Genomic DNA, 18343 nt, shown 5'->3' with positions numbered 1-18343 from the left:
CTCAAGAGCCTGCGTGCTGGCGGAGTGCCTGGAGCCGATTATTTCGCCGTGCACCGTTATGGGGCGCTTTCTGCCAAGGTCTGCCAGATGCGTTCGAGGCGTTCATCGTGGCGACCGCGCAGCCGGTGCAGGCAGATGTCGAAGGTGGCGACCAGACCGGTCGATCCCGCCAGCACCAGAGTGCCCTGGGCCAGGGACTCCCGTACCACCATGCGGGGCAACCAGGCCAGGCCGTGGCCGCGTCGGGCCATCTGGTGGATGGCGGGGTAGGAGTCGGCCTGGTAGATCATGCGCATGGCCAGCTTGCCCGGCAGGCGGGCGAGATGCCGCGCCAGGACGCCACGCAGGGCCAGCGACGGTGCGAAGGCCAGCCAAGGTACGGCGGGAGCGCCATCGTCCAGACGGTGGCGGGGTTGCCCGTCGGCATTTGGCGCGCTGACGGGCAGCAGCTCGTCCTGGCTGATGACCAGGGAGTCGAAGCGCGCCGGATCGAGCAGTCGTTCGGTCAGCGGACTGCTGAAGATCAGCATCAGATCGGCATCGCCCGCGGCCAGTCGGCTGATGGCTTCCTGGGCACCGCTGGTAATGAGCGAGACGGGAAACTCGCCGAAGCGCGCACTGAGGCTGTCGTACCACTCCGGAAAGAAGTCGCTGGCCAGCGTACGGCCCGTGGCGATACGGATCGGCTGTTCGCGCTGCAGGGCGGCGCCCTGGAACAGCGAGCGGCATTCGCTCAGCCGATCGACCACCTCGCGCGCCGTTTCCAGCAGCAGCAGGCCCTCGGGCGTCAGGCTGATGGGCTGCTGACGACGGATCAGCGAAGCGCCGCACCAGTCTTCCAGGGCTCGGATACGTCGGCCGAAAGCCGGGTGGGTCACGAAGCGGTTTTCCGCCGCACGCGAGAAGCTACGGGTGCGCGCCAGTTCGATGAAGTCTTCCAGCCATTCCAGTTGCATAGATCCCAGACCTGTTTCGAGGCCAGGGCAGGGTACGGTGTGCCGGCGTTCACGACCAGTCCGCCACGGGGCCTCGACGCCGCCCGCCTATCCGGGCAAGGTGAGCGGCTGTCTTCCTCGCTCGCTGGCCGCCATGTCCGATACCGACGAACTTACCCTGCGCAAGCTGGAGATCTTTCTGGCCTTCATGCGCAGTCGCAACCTGGCACGCGCCGCCGCTGAACTGGGCACCAGCCATGTCAGCGTGCATCGGGCCATCCACTCGCTGGAAAACGCCCTGCGCTGCCCGCTGTTCAAGCACGAGGGGCGCACCCTGACGCCGCTGGACGGCGCCTTCGTGCTGGAGGCCCGTGCCGAACGGTTGATGCAGGACCTGGCCGAGACGGTACGGCTCACGCGCCAGGCGGCGGGGTTTTCGGCTGATCGTTTTCGTCTGGGGGCGCTCTATTCGCTGACGGTCAAGACCGTGCCCCAGCTGATCATGGGGCTCAAGCTCAGGCGCAGCGAACTCAACATCGATCTGGTGCTGGGCTCCAACGCCGATCTCGCCGAGCAACTGCACGACTTCAAGCTGGACGCCATGCTGGTGGCCCTGGACGACGCCGTGGTGGATGCCGACTGCGAAAGCGTGGAGCTGTTCAGTGACGACATCTTTCTCGCCGCGCCCAGTGATTCGCCCTTCGCCGACCAGGCCGAGGTCGACCTGCGTGACCTCGCCGGCGTGCCCTTCGTGACCCTGACCCAGGGCTTCGCCACCTTTCGCGACGGGCGCCAGGTGTTCGCCCAGGCCGGCTTCGAGCCGGAGGTGATCATGCAGGTCAACGACATCTTCTCGCTGATGAGCATGGTCAGCTCCGGGGTGGGTTACGCACTGCTGCCCGGGCGGGTCGAGGCGGTCTACCAGAACCGCCTCAAGCTGTTGCCCCTGGCGCCGCGCTACCGTCTGCAGCAGCGCATTGGCGCGGTGTTCCTGCGCAGCCGCGAGCGCGATCCCAATCTGCTGGCCTTCGTCGCCGAATGCCGGATGTATGCCCGCGGCTAGACCAGGCTCTCAACCGCCCACGACGGCGCGAGTCGCCAGGAACAGCAACGAAGGACCGAGCAGGCAACCCAGGGCGGTGTAGAAGGCCGCGGTCAGGCAACCATAGGGCACCAGGCGCGGATCGGTGGCCGCAAGGCCCCCGGCCACGCCGCTGGAGGTGCCCATCAGGCCGCCGAAGATCACGGCGGTGCGCGGATTGTTCAGGCCGATGTAGGGCGCCAGGAAGGGGGTGGCGATCATCACCACGATGGACTTCACCAGGCCGGCGGCGATGGACAGCGCCATGACGTCGGAGCTGGCGCCGATGGCCGCGCCAGTGACCGGGCCGACGATGTAGGTCACCGCGCCCGCGCCGATGGTGGTCAGGCTCACGGCGTCGGTGTAGCCAAAGGCCAGCGCGATGGCGACGCCGGCGATGAAGGACGAGAGCACGCCCAGGAGCAGGGCGACGACCCCGGCGATGCCGGCCTCGCGCAGCTCGCGCATGTTCACGCCAAAGGCCGTCGCGGCGATGGCGAAATCGCGCAGCATGGCACCGCCGAGCAGGCCCAGGCCACCCAGCAGCGGCAGGTCGACCAGACCCTTCTGGCCACCACTGATGACCCCGCCCACATAGGCGAGCAGCAGCCCGAGAAAGATGGCGATGGCGGAGCCATGGAGGCGGCCGCGCGTCAGTTTGTCGGAGAGCCAGTAGGAGACCCACATGATGACGCCGATGATGGCGAACGAGGCGATCAAACCGTAGGACTGGGTGGTCTTGCTCAGGGCTTCGATCAGCATGGTGGTCACCGGGCGGTCTGGCTAAGGGGGGCGGTGGCGGCGGTCGCCGGCTTCTTGCGTCCCAGGCGGTCGATCACCGGGACCAGCGCGAAGGCGATACCGACCGCGGCGAGGCCGGCGAGGATGGCCATGGGTCCGCTGTGCAGGGCCCCGGCCACGTTCTGCTGCGCCGCCATGGCGACCACGATGGGAATGTAGATGGCACTCCAGAATTCCACGCCCTGTTCGGTCTTGGCCTTGAGTCCGGTGCCGCGATTGCTGATCCAGCTGCTGAAGAAGATCAGCAGCAACATGGCGATGCCGACGCCACCGACGTTGGCGGGGACCCCGATGAGCCGGCCCAGGACCTCGCCGATGAAGATACCGGCCAGGGTGCAGAGAGAGAGTAAAGCGACACCGTAGATGATCATTGTTGTTTTCCTCGGTTGTGCTTGGGGTGGGGTGAAGCCTGGCCACTGTCCTCGCTTTTACCTCCTCTGCCTCAGGAGAGGGCTGGGGTGAGGGCAGCCGCCGTATGGGGAATGCTCAGTCCAGTCGTGCCGCCTCCTCGCGCCTGAGCGCATCCAGGGTCTCGGGGTGGGTATCCTGCCAGGCCAGTACGCCAGCCGGAGGCAGGACGCGCTTGGCCAGTTGGCTGAGGACGCTGCCGGGCGCCAGTTCGATAGCCAGGCGCACGCCGCGCTCGCGGGCGGCTTCCAGGGTGGCGTGCCATTCGATGGGCCGCGCCATGTTGAAGGCCAGGTCGTCACGCAGTTGCTCGGCGTGCACCAGCCGCCGCGCGGAAGTCCCACTCAGATAGGCCAGCCGAGGCGCACGTAGCTCGACCTCGGCAAAGGCCTGGTTGAGTGTCTGGGCGGCTTCGGCGAGCAGCGGGCAGTGAGAGGGCACGCTCATGGCCAGGCGCTTGGCCGCCGCGGCGCCCTGGGTGCGCGCCGCCTCGGACAGCACCGCCAGGCCGGCGTCGTTACCTGCCACCACGTATTGCTGTTCGGCATTGGCGTTGGCGAGATAAATAGGCGCTTCGGCACGATGGTGGTCAGCGACCAGCCCTTCCACCGTGGCACGGTCCAAACCAAGGATCGCCAGCATGCCGTAGCCCTTGGGATAGGCCGCCTGCATCAACTCACCGCGACGCGCCACCAGGCGCAGGGCATCGGCGAAGTCCAGGGCGTCGGCCACCACCGCCGCGGCATAGGCGCCAATGGACAGACCCGCCACCAGCTGCGGCGCCGGTCCGCGATTCAGCAGCAGGCGCGCGGTGGCGACGCCGGCGATCAGCAGGCACAGCTGGACGGCGCGGGTGTGTTCCAGGGCGTGCGCGGTGTCCAGGCTCAGGGGGTCGGCCTCCAGCACCTTGGCCGCTTCCTCCAGGGTGCGTCGGATCTCGGGGTCCGCGGGCAGGGCATGCAGCAGGCCGGGACGCTGGGCGCCCTGGCCGGGAAACTGGAAGAGGGTGCTCATGCGGCGCGCTCCCGTTGCCAGGGATCGTCCACCAGGCAGGGGCCGGCGTCGGTCTTGAGCAATACCCGAGCGGTCCGTCCAGCCCAATCGGCGAGAGCGACGCCGCCATGCGGGGTTTCCAGGAGGATGTCCAGCCGGCAGAGGGCCTGCGCCTGCAGCGACGCCAACAGCGCTCGTGCCTGATCGCGAGGCAGCGGGACGTCGCAGCGGACCAGCAGGTCCAGATCGCTCCCGGCATGTAGCGCCGGCCAGCCGCAAGCCAGTTCGTAACCGGCAGCACCGGTAGGACCCCAGGGCAGCCCCAGGTCATCCAGCAGGCTTTGCATGCGGGCCAGGGTGTCGAAGACGGGTAGATCGCGGCGACCCTCCGCGATCCGCAGGTTTTCAGGCGCGCGCTGTTGCACTACGGCGGTCGGTGCCAGCCAGGCCGCCAAGCGCTCGGCGCGGGTGGCACCACGCAGGCCGACGGGGATGCGGCCGGCCTCGGGTGCGGTTCGGCGCACCACCACGGGCAGCCCAGTCTGAGCGATCTGGTGGGCCCAGAGTGGAGCGTGCGCGGGCAAGGCTTCCGGAGTCAGGCCCCAGAGGAGGTCGTGGGGCCTGTGTTGGGCTTCGCTGCGCTCAACCCAACCTACGGGGGTGTCCGGTAGGTTGGGTTGAGCATCAGCGAAGCCCAACGGGCCCATCCGCCCGCTCATCACGCCTTCCAACCTGCCCGCAGGCGCTCGCGCACCTCGCGAGAGGCCGCGCGATTGGCACCGTCCAGACGCAGTTTGAGATCGGTGGTGCCGCTGGCGAGCACATCGGCCTGGGCCTCGGCCAGGGCCTGGCGTACCTGCTCCAGATCGGCGGCCGAGGGCTGGTCGGGCTGAGCGACCTCCAGCTGGCGCCAGAGCAGGCCCAGGGAGGCATAGCTGTCCAGGTCGTAGGCCATGGGCGGGATGTCGGCGGCCAGGCGCTCCAGGTCTTCGACACTACGCAGGGTCACTCGCGCGGCCGAGGCCTTGCCCATGGCGTGCACCTGCACCTGGGGATCACGCAGGGCCAGCAGCCGATTGGCCTGGTAGCCGTGGGCCAGAAAGCCCCCGGACATGGCCTTGCCCACCAGCAGGCCCAATATCGGGTGGCCGGCCAGGCGCGCCTCGGCATAGGCACCCGCGGCTCCGGCCAGGGCCTGATGGATGCCATAGGCTTCTTCGCGCCGGCCATAGGCCTGGCTGGGCACGTCCACCAGGGCGATCAACGTGCGTTTTACCGAGGCGTCGCGATCCTGGGTGACGGCCTGCTGGATCGCCCGGGCCAGGCCCCAGCCTTCCAGCAGGCCGACCTCGCCCTGCCGGGCGCGGGGGAAGGGATTGTCGGTATCGGGCACCACGGCCAGCCAGCGTGCGGGCCGGCCGGCCAGTTCGAGGTCGGCGACGCGCAGGGAAGCGGGCAGGCCCGTGATGGGGTCACCCTGGCCGGCGAGGGCCTGGAACCAGGTCAGGCCGCGTTGCGAAGGCTGGGTGCTCATGGCTGATCTCCCGCATAGAGGTGGCGAACCGCCGCGGCATCCGCCTGGGGGCCGGTGTCGAGGTCGGCAAGGCGTGCCAGATAGGCCTCGGCCTGCTGGCTGCGTAGGGGAGCTGCACCGCCGCCCGCGAAGCCCTGGCGTATGGCAGCGGTCACGGCGGTGCTGTCGTCGGCGACGAAGACGTCGGCTAGACCCGTGGCGACCCGCTGTTCGCCGCCGGTCAGGCTCCAGATGAAGGGGCGATCGCGGGAATCGTATTCCTCGATGCCGGCTTCCTGTTCGATCACCTGGGGACCATTGAGTCCCAGGCGTGCCTCGCGGGTGACGATCAGCTGGCTGCATAGGCCGGCGGCGATGGACATGCCGCCAAAGCAGCCGACGCTGCCGGCGATGACGCCGATGACCGGCTGATGCGCACGCAGGGCGACGATGGCGGCCTGGATCTCGGCGATGGCGGCCAGGCCCAGATTGGCCTCCTGCAGGCGCACACCGCCGGTTTCCAGCAACAGCACCGCGCGGGTCGGGGTGCCGGCGAGGTTGTCTTCCAGCGCCAGCTCCAGGGCACCGGCGATCTTGGCGCCGCCCACTTCACCCATGCTGCCGCCCTGGAAGGCGCCCTCGATGGCGCAGACCACCGCGGGCTGGCCGTCGATCAGCCCCTTGGCCACCACCACGCCGTCATCGGCCTGGCAGACGATGCCCTGCTTGGGCAACCACGGCGACATCAGCCGCTCGAAGGGTCCGACCAGCTCGCGAAAGCTGCCGGCATCGAGCACCACACGGGCCCGCTCGCGGGCACCGAGTTCGACGAAGCTGCGGCTGTGCAGCAGCTCCTGGACATCGGGAAGAGGGGCTTCAGCCATGGGTGCTTTCCTCTAGGTCGAGGGTTTCCAGGCCCTGCTCCAGGCGCAGGCGCACCACGCCAGGGGTGGCGCCGAAGTCATGGATGTCCAGGGTCAGGGCCGGCAGGTCCTCGCGGGTAGCGAACAGCCGGTCGAAGAGGGCGCGCCAGCGAGGTTCGCTGCCGTTGACCGAGGTGGTCACCTTGAGGGTGAAGTCGGCGTTGGCGGGTTCGAGGAGGACCTCCAGGTCCCCCGAACCGACACAGCCCACCAGGGCGCGACCCTGGCGGCGCTGGCTGGCCGGATAGCTGCAAGTGAAATGTTCCATCAGAGGTCTCCAGGGAGCCGGGGCTCCAGGCGATCGACGAGAAGGGTGGCGGCCAGCAGATCGGCGGCGCCGCCGGGGGAGGCATTGGCGGCCAGCAACTGGCGGTCCAGTGTCAGCAGCTGGCGGCGCCCGGCGAGACTGGCGCTGCCCCCGGCCTGCAGCACGGCGCGGGCACCCTGCTGCATGGTGGTGAGGGCCGCGGGGCCCGCGCGGTGCAACACACAGGTATCGTCCAGCGCGGCCATGATGGCCAGGAGTGCATCCAGGCGAGCGTTCTGCTCGCCCGCACTGGCCTGGCGGCTGGCGCGCAGCTGCGGCAAGCCGCGCTGGTGGATGGCGGGAAAGCCCGCGGCGGCCTCGGCCCGGGCACCGCCGACGCCATAGCGCTGGGCGACGCGTTGGCCATGGCTGGGCGCGGCCTGGGGCGCTTCCGGATCGGGCAGGCTGGCCAGGCGACCGGCCACCAGGCACAGCGCTTGGGCAGAAGTCGGACGTTCATGTACCGCCGCCGTCACCAGCAGCCCCAGCGCCCAGATGGCGCCACGATGGGTGTTGACCCCACCGGTGACCTGCAGCATGGCGGCTTCGCCGTCACGCCCCAGTTGGCCGATCAGACGGCGCAGTTCGGCCGCGGGCAGCCCCCGCTCGGCGGCTTCGGCCATGGCCTGGAAACAGGGCTGCAGTGCCTGGGCCGAGGTCAGCATCAGGCCAAGGGTGAGGTCACTGTGGGCGCCCTGGCCGCGGCGATCCACCAGGGCCGGCTTGGGCGAGAGTTCGGCTTCGTCCACCAAGGCGGAAACGGCCAAATCGGCCAGGCGCTCGGCGGGTGACGGGGCAAGGTGGGCGAGGGCGCGCATCACCAGCTCCTGAACTTGGCCGGGGGTTGATAGAGACCGCCGGACCACTCCACCAGCTCGCCGATGCTCTTGGCCGCGAGCAGCTCGCGGCTGGCGTCGGTGCGGCGGATGCCGAGGTCCTCGGGCAGGGCTACCAGGCCTTCCTGGCGCAGGCGCCGGGCCTCGGCCGGGTCGCTGCGCAGGCCAATGGCGGTGACCCCGGCCACGGCGGCGATCATCGCCCGGCGTTCCTCCAGCGAGCGCGCCCGGTAGAGATAGGCGATGCCTTCTTCGGTGAGCAGGTGGGTGACGTCGTCGCCATAGACCATGATGGGCGCCAGCGGCATGCCACTCTTGCGCGCCACCTCCACCGCATCCAGGGTGTCGACGAAGGTAGGTTTGCCGCCTTCCTGGAAAGTCTCGACCATCTGCACCACCAGCTTCCTGCCGCGTTCCAGCAGGGCGGGCGCGCTGTCACCGGTCTGCTGCCGCATGTCCAGCCAGGCCGGGGTGGGGTGACGCCGACCGTGCGGATCATGGCCCATGTTGGGCGCGCCACCGAAGCCGGCGAGGCGCCCACGCGTCACGGTGGAGGAATGGCCGTCGCCATCCACCTGCAGGGTGGCGCCGATGAAGAGGTCCACGGCGTACTGACCGGCCAGCTGGCAGAGCAGCCGGTTGGATCTCAGCGAACCATCGCGACCGGTGAAGAAGACGTCCGGGCGCTGGGCGATATAGCCCTCCATGCCCAGCTCGGTGCCAAAGCAGTGCACGCTTTCCACCCAGCCGCTCTCGATGGCGGGGATCAGCGTGGGATGCGGATTGAGGGTCCAGTGCCGGCAGATCTTGCCCTTGAGGCCCAGGCGCTCGCCATAGGTGGGCAGGATCAGCTCGATCGCCGCGGTGTTGAAGCCGATGCCATGGTTGAGCGACTGCACCTGGTGGCGTTCGTAGATGCCGCGGATCGCCATCATCGCCATCAGCACGTGCACCGGCTTGATGTGGCGCGGATCGCGGGTGAACAGCGGCTCGATATAGAAAGGCCGGTCGGCCACCACCACGAAGTCGACCCAGTCCGCCGGGATGTCCACCCGTGGCAGCTCGGAGACATCGTCCACCAGCTGGTTGACCTGGACGATGACGATGCCGTCGCTGAAGGCCGCCGGCTCGATCAGCGCCGGGCTGTCCTCGGTGCTGGGGCCGGTGTAGATGTTGCCGGCACGGTCGGCCATGAAGCCGGCGCTGAGTACCACCTTGGGAATCAGGTCCACCAGCAGCCGGGCATAGAGTTCGATGTAGGTATGGATGGCGCCGACTTCCAGCAGGCCGTCCTCCAGCAGCTGGCTGATCCTCAGGCTCTGGGTGCCGGCAAAGGAGAAGTCCAGCTTGCGGGCGATGCCGCGCTCGAACAGGTCCAGGTGCTCGGCGCGACCCACGCTGGGCATGATCATGTGCAGGTCATGCAGCTTGGCCGGATCGACCTGAGCCAGGCTGCGGGAGAGGAAATCGGCCTGCTTCTGGTTGTTGCCTTCCAGCACCACCCGGTCGCCGGGGGCCAGCAGATTTTCCAGTGCGGCGACGATGGAGGCGGTGGGCAACACCTTGCCATCGGCCAGCCGGGCCACCCGGTCCAGGCGCTGCTGCTTGTCACTGCGGCGCCTGGCGATCCGAGCCGGTGGGGAGGATGTCGTTGTCATTGTGGTCTCCACGAATCACCTGTCGTGGAGCCACCCTAGACCTCGGCTGCCTGGCATTCAATCAACCTGGAGGCGAAACCGTTACGCTGAAGTTAACGTTTTCAGGCTGTTCAGTCCTTGGGGAAATCCGCCGGGAGGCAAGGTCCCGGCGGGCGAGGGTCTGCTCAGGTCTTGTCGACCGGAGTGAAGATCGAGGTGGTCCTGGAGAACCAGCTGGTGGGGGTCACGTCGACGTTGGCGTTGTCGTATTTCAGGCTGCTCTGCACCTGCTTGAGTGTCAGTCCGGCCTGCCAGAACTGCTCGTGGGCCAGTTCCTGATTGGCCCTGTGAACAAGGTCCAGGGCCTCCTGGGCGGGCAGTACGGCGGTGGAGTAGTCGACATCGACACCGGCCACCTTGAGGATCTCGCTGGCGCCCTGGGTGTCGCCGTGCTGGATCTTGTCACTGGCCTGGGCCACGGCCTGATTCTTGGCGGGGGTGGCGACATAGTCGTCCCTGAGCGTCATGCCGCTCCAGATCGGTAGCCAGGCGGTGGCCTTGGCGTCCTGCTCCGCTACCGGGACCGCCTGGCCGGTCTGCCCACGCAGGTCCTTGGCGGCCCTCATATAGACGGTCTTGTCGGTCTGGGCGGTTTGCAACGCGCTTTCAGCGGCGCGCAGTTGCTGTTTGGCCTGATCGACGTGACCTTCGAAGAGATCCTGGCGTGCGGCGATCACGTCCTTGAAGGCCGATTGGCCTTGCTGGGAGATCGCCGGCAGGGTGGCGACCTGCTGGCTGGCAACGTCGGGACGGGCATCGGCCAGGGCGGCGGTGGAAAACACCGAGGCGATGGTCAGGACGAGGAGGCTCTTGGCGATACGACGATTGAGGTTCATGTGCTTCTCCCGAATACGAAAGTGACTGGAACCGCGGAGGTATCGGGCGGGGCTGCGAGATACCGTGAGTTCAGTGTCGATCCGGTGAGCTTAACGAACGCTTAGCAGGCTATCGGTAGCTGTAACCAGGTATTTCGGGAGGCTGTAGCGGAAGAGGCGACCGCCCCGAAGGCTCGGAGCGGTCGTTGCTGGCGGGCGGAAGCGGCTCAGCGCACCAGGCAGGGCTTCTTGTTATCGAAGGTCCAGTTGGGCGAGAGGAATTGCATGGCCATGGCGTCGTCCCGCGCACCCAGGCCCTTGGTCTTGTACAGCTCGTGGGCGCGGGCGAGGGCGTCCAGGTCCAGTTCCACGCCCAGGCCACCCTGCTGCGGCACCTCGACCAGGCCACCCTTGATCTCCAGCGGCTGGCGGGTGAGGCGTTGGCCGTCCTGCCAGATCCAGTGGGTGTCGATGGCGGTGATCTTGCCCGGCGCCGCGGCGGCGACATGGGTGAACATGGCCAGGGAGATGTCGAAGTGGTTGTTGGAGTGCGAACCCCAGGTCAGGCCCCAGTCGTTGCACATCTGCGCCACCCGCACCGAACCCTGCATGGTCCAGAAGTGCGGATCGGCCAGGGGGATGTCCACCGATTGCAGCTGGATGGCATGGCCCATCTGGCGCCAGTCGGTGGCGATCATGTTGGTGGCGGTGGGCAGGCCGGTGGCGCGACGGAACTCCGCCATGACTTCGCGACCGGAGTAGCCGTTCTCGGCGCCACAGGGGTCTTCGGCATAGGCCAGCACGTGGTGCTGGTCGCGGCACAGGCGGATGGCTTCCTTGAGCGACCAGGCGCCATTGGGGTCCAGGGTGACGCGCGCCTCGGGGAAGCGCTCGGCCAGGGCGGTGACCGCCTCGATCTCGGCGTCGCCGCTGAGCACCCCGCCCTTGAGCTTGAAGTCCTTGAAGCCGTAGCGGTCATAGGCGGCCTCGGCCAGGCGTACCACCGTCTCGGGAGTCAGCGCTTCTTCGTTGCGCACGCGGAACCAGGCGTCGTCGCTTTCGGCTTCGCTGCGGTAGTCCAGGGTGGTCTTGTTGCGGTCGCCGACATAGAACAGGTAGCCGAGCATCTCCACGGCATCGCGCTGCTGGCCTTCGCCAAGCAGGGCGGCCACGGGTACCTCCAAGTGCTGACCGAGCAGGTCGAGCAGAGCGGCTTCGATGGCGGTCACCGCATGGATGGTGACGCGCAGGTCGAAGGTCTGCAGGCCGCGGCCGCTGGCATCGCGGCCAGCAAAGGCCTGGCGGACCTGGCCGAGGATGCGCTGGTACTGGCCCAGCGGCTGGCCGATGAGGAATTTGCGGGCGTCTTCCAGCGTCTGGCGGATGGTCTCACCGCCGGGTACTTCGCCCACGCCGGTGCGACCGGCGTTGTCCTTGAGGATCAGCACGTTGCGGGTGAAATAGGGACCGTGGGCGCCGCTGAGGTTGAGCAGCATGCTGTCCTGGCCGGCAACGGGAACGACCTCCAGCGAGGTGACCACGGGCGTGCCGGTGTGCAGGGCTGGGGAGGCATTGAATTGAGTCATGGTCGGGCTCCTTGTCGATCAGCGAGAGGTTTCAGCGGCGAGCGGGGCTTCGGCAGGCGGCGTGGTGACGCCGCGCAACTCGACGCGTTTTATCTCGCCCACGACGAACAGGTAACTGATGGCGGCCACCAGGGCGTTGGCACCGACGAACACCAGGGCCATCTTGAAGGAGCCGGTGGCGGCGATGATGTAGCCGATGATGATCGGGGTGCTGATGGAGGACAGGTTGCCGATGGTGTTGAACAGGCCACCCGAAAGACCGGCGATCTGCTTGGGCGTGGTGTCGGAGACCACCGCCCAGCCCAGGGCGCCGATGCCCTTGCCAAAGAAGGCCAGGGCCATGAAGCCCACCACCATCCAGTCGGCGTCGACGTAGTTGCACAGGATCATGCTCATCGACAGCAGCATGCCGGCGACGATGGGGGTCTTGCGCGCCACGCTCAGGCTGTTGCCACGACGCAGCAGGTAGTCGGAGATCACCCCGCCCAGCACGCCACCGATGAAGCCGCAGATCGCCGGGAGGGAGGCGATGATGCCGGCCTTGAGAATGGTCATGCCGCGTTCCTGCACCAGGTACACGGGGAACCAGGTGAGGAAGAAGTAGGTGAGGGCGTTGATACAGAACTGGCCGAGGTAGATGCCGGCCATCATGCGGTTGGTCAGCAGCTGGCCGATGTAGCTCCACTTCGGACCCTCGCTCTTCTTGCCGGGGGTATCCAGGTCGACCAGGCCGCCGTTGCTGGCGATGTACTCGACCTCGGCGGCATTGGCGCGAGGATGTTCGCGCGGGCTGTAGATCACCGCCATCCAGACTGCCGAGAAGGCGATGCCCAGTACGCCCATCACCACGAAGACGTGCTGCCAGCCGAAGGTGTAGACGATCCAGCCCATCAGCGGCGCGAACAGCACGGTGGCGAAGTATTGCGCGGAGTTGAAGATGGCCGAGGCGGTACCGCGCTCCTTGGTGGGGAACCAGGCGGCGACGATGCGGGCGTTGCCGGGGAAGGAGGGGGCTTCGGCCAGACCGACCATGAATCTCAGGGCGAACAGCAGGAATACCGCGGTGCCGATGCCGAATTCACCGATGTAGCCCTGCAGCAGGGTGAACACCGACCAGGTGAAGATGCTCGCGGCATAGACCTTCTTCGAACCGAAGCGGTCGAGCAGCCAGCCGCCCGGGATCTGACCGAGCACATAGGCCCAACCAAAGGCGGAGAAGACGTAGCCGAGGGAGACGGCGCTGATGCCAAGGTCTTTCTGCAGGCTGGAGCCGGCGATGGCGATGGTAGCGCGGTCCGCATAGTTGATCGTGGTCACCACGAACAGCATGAACAGGATCAGATAGCGGACGCGCGTCTGCTTGGTGTCTTGCATGGATATTTCCCACTGGTTGTTTTTGTGTGCGGGCGGAGATCGAGCAGCGGCCTTAGGTTGTAAGTCGTCTGACAACGATAGCGTTATCATTAAACAGATAACGCTATCATTCAACTGGTAAATCTGTGGCGGAGCGCAAAAAGCTGATCAGCGTGGTGCTTCGAAAAATCGCACAGGCACGGTTGAGCGGTTGGCGATCTGCGCCAGGCGCCATGACGAGTCATGGCGGCGCTGTTGCAAGAAGGGCGACGCCTGCCAGATCAAAAAAAGTGCCGTCAAAATGGTGCGGGTGACGCCTGGAATATCACACTAGGAGCTCTGCCGTTCGATCAGTACGAAGCCGGTATCCAGGCGGACGGTCCGCTGATCGCCGGCCAGCCGATCGAGCAGCGATTGGGCGACGCGGTGACCCATGGCGTCGGCGTTGACGCTGACCGTGGACAGCGCCGGATTGGCAAAACGACCATTGGTGGTGTCGCCGAAGCCGATCACGGCCAGCTGCTCGGGAATGCTCAAGCCGCGGCTGGTAGCCTCGGCGACCACGCCCAGCGCCAGGGTGTCGGAGCTGCATAGCACCAGCTCCGGGGGCTCGGGCCTTGCCAGCAACCGCGCGAGGCCGATGCGACCGACCTCCCAGGTGGCCGGCAGGGGCAGGACTTCCATGGGCACCTCGGTGACGCCCAGGGCGGCCAGCCGCGCTTGCAGTGCCAGGTTGCGGCGCATGGCACGGGGATCGTCCACCGAGATCACCCCGAAGCGGCGATAACCGCGGGCGACGAAGTGGTCGGCCAGGGCGACGCCGACCTGCTCATGGGAGAAGCCCACCTGCATGTCCAGGGCTTCTTCGCTCAGATCCCAGGCCTCTACCACCGGAACGTTCAGCGCCGCCAAGCGCTCGCGACTCGCCGGGGTGTGCAGGGTCCCGGTAAGTACGATGCCATCGGGTCGGCGGCCGAGGATGGCTTCGAGCAGCTCCTCTTCCTTTTCCGGGGAATAGCCGGTGGGCCCGATCAGCGCCTGATAGCCGGCCTCGGTGAGGCGTTCCATGATCGCCTGCACCACCGTGGCATAGATGGAGTTGGCGATGGTGGGCAACAGGATGGCCACCAGCCGGCTCTTGCTGGAGGCGAGGCTGCCCGCCAGCAGATTGGGCACGTAGCCCAGCTCCTTGACCACGGCCAGGACATGCTCGCGGGTGGCAGCGCTCACCAGGGTCGGGCGGTGCAGCGCCCGGGATACGGTAATGGGCGACACTCCGGCAGCGAGAGCGACCTCGCGGACGGTGAGGGGCAGCTCGGTGCCATCGAGCTGGGCGAGTTCGCGTCGGGACTTCCTGGCCAAAACAGATCCTTGGAGCGGATAAACGGTCATTATGGAAGCAAGCTCCGACGCTTGCCATGGCTGACCGCTGCCGCTTTGTAAACGGAGACGTTAGCGGGCGGCCGACGTGGCGCGAGCGCTCCCCACGCGGGATCCATAGCGGCGCCCCAGGGTATTGGTGACCGCCTGGCCTACGCCGATGAGTCGGTCCAGGTCGAGGCCGGTCGCGATGCCCAGGCCGTCGAGCAAGTAGACCAGGTCTTCGCTGGCGACATTGCCGCTGGCGCCCTGGGCATAGGGGCAGCCCCCCAGGCCGGCGATGGCGCTGTCGAACACCGCGACGCCTTCGAGCAGACTGGCATAGACATTGGCCAGGGCCTGGCCATAGGTGTCGTGGAAATGCCCGGCCAGCCGGGTGAGCGGCACCTCCTGCCCCAGCCGCTGCCAGAGCGCTCGGGTTCGGCCGGGGGTACCGACGCCGATCGTATCGCCCAGGGAGACTTCGGCGCAGCCCAGCTCCAGCAGCTCGCGCGTCACGCTGGCCACCTGATCAGGTGCGATCTCGCCGTCGTAGGGGCAGCCCAGCACGCAGGATACATAGCCTCGCACCCGGATCCCCGCCGCCCGCGCGCCCTCGACCACCGGCACGAAGCGCGCCAGGCTCTCGGCGATGGAGCAGTTGATGTTGCGCTGGGAGAAGCCCTCCGAGGCGGCGGCGAAGACGGCGATTTCATCTACCCCCGCTGCTACGGCGGCTTCGAAGCCTTTCATATTGGGCACTAGTACCGAACGGACCACGCCCGCCGGCTGCCCGAGTCCCGCCAGTACCTCGGCGGTCCCCGCCATCTGCGGCACCCACTTGGGCGAAACGAAGCTGCCCACTTCCAGATGTTGCACGCCGCTGGCGACCAGGGTCTCGCACAGCTGGATGCGCTCGGCAGTGCCAAGCGCCTGGGGTTCGTTCTGCAGGCCATCGCGTGGCCCGACCTCGACCACCCGCACCCGGGACGGCAGGGCATCGCTCATGATGCCGACTCCTCCAGTTCCACCAGGGGTGTGCCCTCGGCCACCAGTTCGCCAGGGCTGCAGAGCAGCGCGGCCACGACGCCGGCGCGGGGTGCGCGGATGCTGTGTTCCATCTTCATCGCCTCCAGGACCACCAGCGGCGTACCGGCGTCCACGCTGTCGCCCACCGCCACCGAGACGGCTACCACACTGGCGTTCATCGGCGCCGTGAGCCCACCGGCATCCGCCTGGCGCGCGACCTCGGCGAGGGGATCGGCCCAGGTGACGGCTTCGAAACGATTCTCCCATGCGAGGAACAGTGTCTGGCCACGGCGATAGAAGCGGGCGCTCTGGCGGATGCCGTCCGCTTGCCAATGGAGGCGATCACCGCGCAGCTCCACCGCCGCCGAACCGGGCAGGGTGACGGCGCGCACTTCGCCGCGACAGGCCAGGCGTAGCGAGACAAGTGGCGGTCCACCCAGGCGCCAGCCCTGGCGGGAAGCCCAGGGCGACGTCGGATCGGCAGCGGCCGGCAGCGTCGCCAGCCAGGCTTGGGCCGCCAGGGTCCAGAAGGCCTCCGGTAGCTCCCCGGGCGCGGGCAGCAAGGCATCCCGGTAACGCTCGATAAAGCCGGTATCCAGCTCGGCCGCGGCAAAGGCTGGATGAGCAAGCAGGCGCTGCAAGAAGGCGAGGTTGGTGGCGAAGCCGCCCACCGCGGTTTGATCAAGCATGGCCAGCAGTCGCTGGCGCGCCTGTTCGCGGCTGTCGCCCCAGGCGATGAGCTTGGCCAGCATGGGGTCATAGAAGGGCGATACCTCGTCGCCTTCCTCCACGCCGCTGTCCACGCGCCGCCCCGGACCGGGCGTCGGCTCGCGATAGAGCTGCAGGGTGCCCGACGCTGGCAGAAAGCCCTGGTCGGTGTCCTCGGCATAGAGCCGTACCTCGATGGCATGGCCGTGCAGGGGCACCTGGGCCTGGGTGAGGGGCAGCGCCTCGCCGGCGGCGACGCGCAATTGCCAGGCCACCAGATCCAGGCCGGTGATGGCCTCGGTGACCGGATGCTCGACCTGCAGCCGGGTATTCATTTCCATGAAGAAGAAGTCGCCGCGGGCGTCGAGCAGGAATTCCACGGTGCCGGCGCCCACATAGCCGATGGCCTGGGCCGCCTGTACCGCGGCTTCGCCCATGGCCCGCCGTAGCTCAGGTGTGAGGCCGGGCGCGGGGGCCTCCTCGATCACCTTCTGGTGGCGGCGCTGGATGGAGCAGTCGCGTTCGTTGAGATAGAGGCAATGGCCGTGCCCGTCGGCGAAGACCTGGATCTCCACGTGACGCGGTTGCAGCACGTACTTCTCCACCAGCATCCGCGCATCGCCAAAGGCCGAGAGCGCTTCGCGCTGGGCGGAGGCGAGACCTTCGGCCAGGTCCGCTTCGCGCTCGACGATCTTCATGCCCTTGCCGCCACCGCCGGCGGTGGCCTTGAGCAGGACCGGATAGCCGATGCGCGCCGCGGCGTCGCGAAAGGTGGCCAGGGACTGGTCCTCGCCGTGATAGCCCGGCACCAGGGGTACTCCGGCGTCGGTCATCAGCGCCTTGGCTGCGGACTTGCTGCCCATGGCGAGAATCGCCGCGGCGGGTGGCCCGACGAAGACCAGTCCCGCCGCGGCCACCGCCTCGGCGAAGGCGGCGTTCTCGGACAGAAAGCCATAACCCGGATGGATGGCCTGGGCGCCGATGGCGAGGGCGGCGGCGATGATCCGCTCGCCGGCCAGGTAGCTGTCGGCCGGCTTGGCGCCCCCGAGGTCTACCGCCAGGTCGGCCTGGCGCACATGGCGTGCCCTGGCGTCGATGGCGCTGTGCACGGCGACGGTGCCCAGGCCCAGGGCCTTGGCGGTGCGCATCACCCGGCAGGCGATCTCGCCTCGGTTGGCGACGAGCAGACGGTCGAAGGTCATGGCGTGGTCTCCTGCCAGGCGGGGCGGCGCTTTTCCAGGAAGGCGGCTAGGCCTTCCTGGGCTTCAGGGGTGACGCGGACCGCGGCGATCAGGCCCTCGGTGAACTGGCGCACAGCGGGGCTCGGCACACCATCGCCGGCGCCGGCCAGCAGCCGTTTGCAGGCCCGCAAGGCCTGAGGGCCGTTGTCCAGCAAGCGGGCGATCCAGGCGTCCACGAGGGTTTCCAGGTCGGTAGCGGGCGCGATCTCGGCCACCAGGCCCAGCTCGGCCGCGCGCGCGCCGGAGAAGCGTTCGGCTCCCAGCATGTAGCGCCGTGCCACCCGTTCGCCCAGGGCGCGGATGACGAAGGGGCCGATGACGGCGGGCACCAGGCCGATGCGCACCTCCGACAGGCAGAAGGTGGCGTCACTGGCAGCCACGGCGAGGTCGCAGCAACTGACCAGACCCACGGCGCCGCCAAAGGCTGCGCCCTGCACCACGGCGAGGGTGGGCATCGGCAAGGCCTGCAGGCGATACATCACCTCGGCCAGGCGCTCGGTGTCGGCCTGGTTGGCGGCCGCGTCCAGGGTGGCGGATGCCTGCATCCAGGCGAGATCCGCGCCGGCACAGAAGTGCCGGCCGCGCCCGCGTACGAGCAGAAAGCGCAGCTCGGCATCGGCGGCGATCTCGGTGAGCACTGTGCCCAACTCCGCGATCATCCGTGCATCCAGGGCGTTGTGGCGGTCCGGACGGTCGAGCCAGAGGGTGGCGAAGCCGCGCGGGTCGCGGGTCAGATCCAGGGTGTGGAAGTCAGTCAT

Annotated in this window: 18 protein-coding genes; 1 reads left to right on the top strand and 17 read right to left on the bottom strand. The window is 67.9% G+C overall.

The genetic code is table 11. The features are described 5' to 3' along the window. Positions 1–56: 56 nt before the first annotated feature. Positions 57–956, bottom strand: coding sequence for a LysR family transcriptional regulator (locus tag ACWPW1_RS12560; RefSeq protein ID WP_454253063.1), 900 nt, complete (start codon positions 954–956; stop codon positions 57–59). A 133-nt stretch (positions 957–1089) separates the two neighbouring features. On the opposite strand from ACWPW1_RS12560, the gene ACWPW1_RS12555 reads away from it, so the two are divergent. After that, positions 1090–1998, top strand: a complete 909-nt coding sequence (locus ACWPW1_RS12555; protein WP_278441214.1) for a LysR family transcriptional regulator — start codon at positions 1090–1092, stop codon at positions 1996–1998. A gap of 9 nt (positions 1999–2007) precedes the next feature. Here ACWPW1_RS12555 and madM read toward each other — a convergent pair whose 3' ends face one another. The 16 genes from madM to ACWPW1_RS12475 all read right to left on the bottom strand — a co-directional run bounded on the left by madM (position 2008) and on the right by ACWPW1_RS12475 (position 18343). Continuing rightward, the gene (gene madM / locus ACWPW1_RS12550; protein WP_434774293.1) at positions 2008–2778 is read right to left on the bottom strand and encodes a malonate transporter subunit MadM; all 771 of its coding nucleotides are present in this window, start codon (positions 2776–2778) and stop codon (positions 2008–2010) included. 5 nt (positions 2779–2783) lie between these two features. Further along, positions 2784–3188, bottom strand: a complete 405-nt coding sequence (gene madL / locus ACWPW1_RS12545; RefSeq protein WP_434774292.1) for a malonate transporter subunit MadL — start codon at positions 3186–3188, stop codon at positions 2784–2786. Between the two features lie 115 nt (positions 3189–3303). After that, complete coding sequence (gene mdcH, locus ACWPW1_RS12540) at positions 3304–4239, bottom strand: malonate decarboxylase subunit epsilon (protein ID WP_454253062.1); 936 nt, start codon at positions 4237–4239, stop codon at positions 3304–3306. After that, positions 4236–4925, bottom strand: a complete 690-nt coding sequence (locus ACWPW1_RS12535; RefSeq protein ID WP_454253917.1) for a malonate decarboxylase holo-ACP synthase — start codon at positions 4923–4925, stop codon at positions 4236–4238. The genes mdcH and ACWPW1_RS12535 overlap by 4 nt, the downstream gene beginning before the upstream one ends. An 11-nt stretch (positions 4926–4936) precedes the next feature. Then, positions 4937–5752: a biotin-independent malonate decarboxylase subunit gamma gene (gene mdcE, locus ACWPW1_RS12530; protein ID WP_454253061.1), complete on the bottom strand. Its 816-nt coding sequence runs from the start codon at positions 5750–5752 to the stop codon at positions 4937–4939. Next, entirely contained in the window at positions 5749–6615 is an 867-nt protein-coding gene (locus ACWPW1_RS12525; protein ID WP_454253060.1) for a biotin-independent malonate decarboxylase subunit beta, read from the bottom strand. The genes mdcE and ACWPW1_RS12525 overlap by 4 nt, the downstream gene beginning before the upstream one ends. Then, a complete protein-coding gene (locus ACWPW1_RS12520; protein WP_059315057.1) occupies positions 6608–6922 on the bottom strand; it encodes a malonate decarboxylase subunit delta in 315 nt (104 codons plus the stop codon). Before ACWPW1_RS12520 ends, ACWPW1_RS12525 begins: the two co-directional genes overlap by 8 nt. Then, the gene (locus tag ACWPW1_RS12515) at positions 6922–7779 is read right to left on the bottom strand and encodes a triphosphoribosyl-dephospho-CoA synthase (RefSeq protein ID WP_454253059.1); all 858 of its coding nucleotides are present in this window, start codon (positions 7777–7779) and stop codon (positions 6922–6924) included. Before ACWPW1_RS12515 ends, ACWPW1_RS12520 begins: the two co-directional genes overlap by 1 nt. Next, positions 7779–9455 (bottom strand): malonate decarboxylase subunit alpha, encoded by a 1677-nt coding sequence (mdcA, locus tag ACWPW1_RS12510; RefSeq protein WP_271655000.1) that lies wholly within the window; start codon positions 9453–9455, stop codon positions 7779–7781. The genes ACWPW1_RS12515 and mdcA overlap by 1 nt, the downstream gene beginning before the upstream one ends. A 164-nt stretch (positions 9456–9619) precedes the next feature. Beyond that, complete coding sequence (locus ACWPW1_RS12505) at positions 9620–10330, bottom strand: YfdX family protein (RefSeq protein WP_454253058.1); 711 nt, start codon at positions 10328–10330, stop codon at positions 9620–9622. A 206-nt stretch (positions 10331–10536) separates the two neighbouring features. Then, complete coding sequence (gene gudD, locus ACWPW1_RS12500) at positions 10537–11895, bottom strand: glucarate dehydratase (protein WP_454253057.1); 1359 nt, start codon at positions 11893–11895, stop codon at positions 10537–10539. Between the two features lie 18 nt (positions 11896–11913). Continuing rightward, positions 11914–13269 (bottom strand): MFS transporter, encoded by a 1356-nt coding sequence (locus tag ACWPW1_RS12495; protein ID WP_271654998.1) that lies wholly within the window; start codon positions 13267–13269, stop codon positions 11914–11916. Positions 13270–13578: 309 nt separating this feature from the next. Then, positions 13579–14610, bottom strand: a complete 1032-nt coding sequence (locus tag ACWPW1_RS12490) for a LacI family DNA-binding transcriptional regulator (RefSeq protein ID WP_454253056.1) — start codon at positions 14608–14610, stop codon at positions 13579–13581. Between the two features lie 90 nt (positions 14611–14700). Continuing rightward, a complete protein-coding gene (locus tag ACWPW1_RS12485) occupies positions 14701–15615 on the bottom strand; it encodes a hydroxymethylglutaryl-CoA lyase (RefSeq protein ID WP_454253055.1) in 915 nt (304 codons plus the stop codon). Next, entirely contained in the window at positions 15612–17546 is a 1935-nt protein-coding gene (locus ACWPW1_RS12480; RefSeq protein ID WP_454253054.1) for an ATP-binding protein, read from the bottom strand. Before ACWPW1_RS12480 ends, ACWPW1_RS12485 begins: the two co-directional genes overlap by 4 nt. Beyond that, positions 17543–18343: an enoyl-CoA hydratase-related protein gene (locus ACWPW1_RS12475; RefSeq protein WP_454253053.1), complete on the bottom strand. Its 801-nt coding sequence runs from the start codon at positions 18341–18343 to the stop codon at positions 17543–17545. Before ACWPW1_RS12475 ends, ACWPW1_RS12480 begins: the two co-directional genes overlap by 4 nt.

The organism is Pseudomonas sp. Marseille-Q7302 (assembly GCF_965111925.1).
Note: the sequence above shows the minus strand (reverse complement) of the source record. Positions and strands in the feature narration are given on the sequence as shown.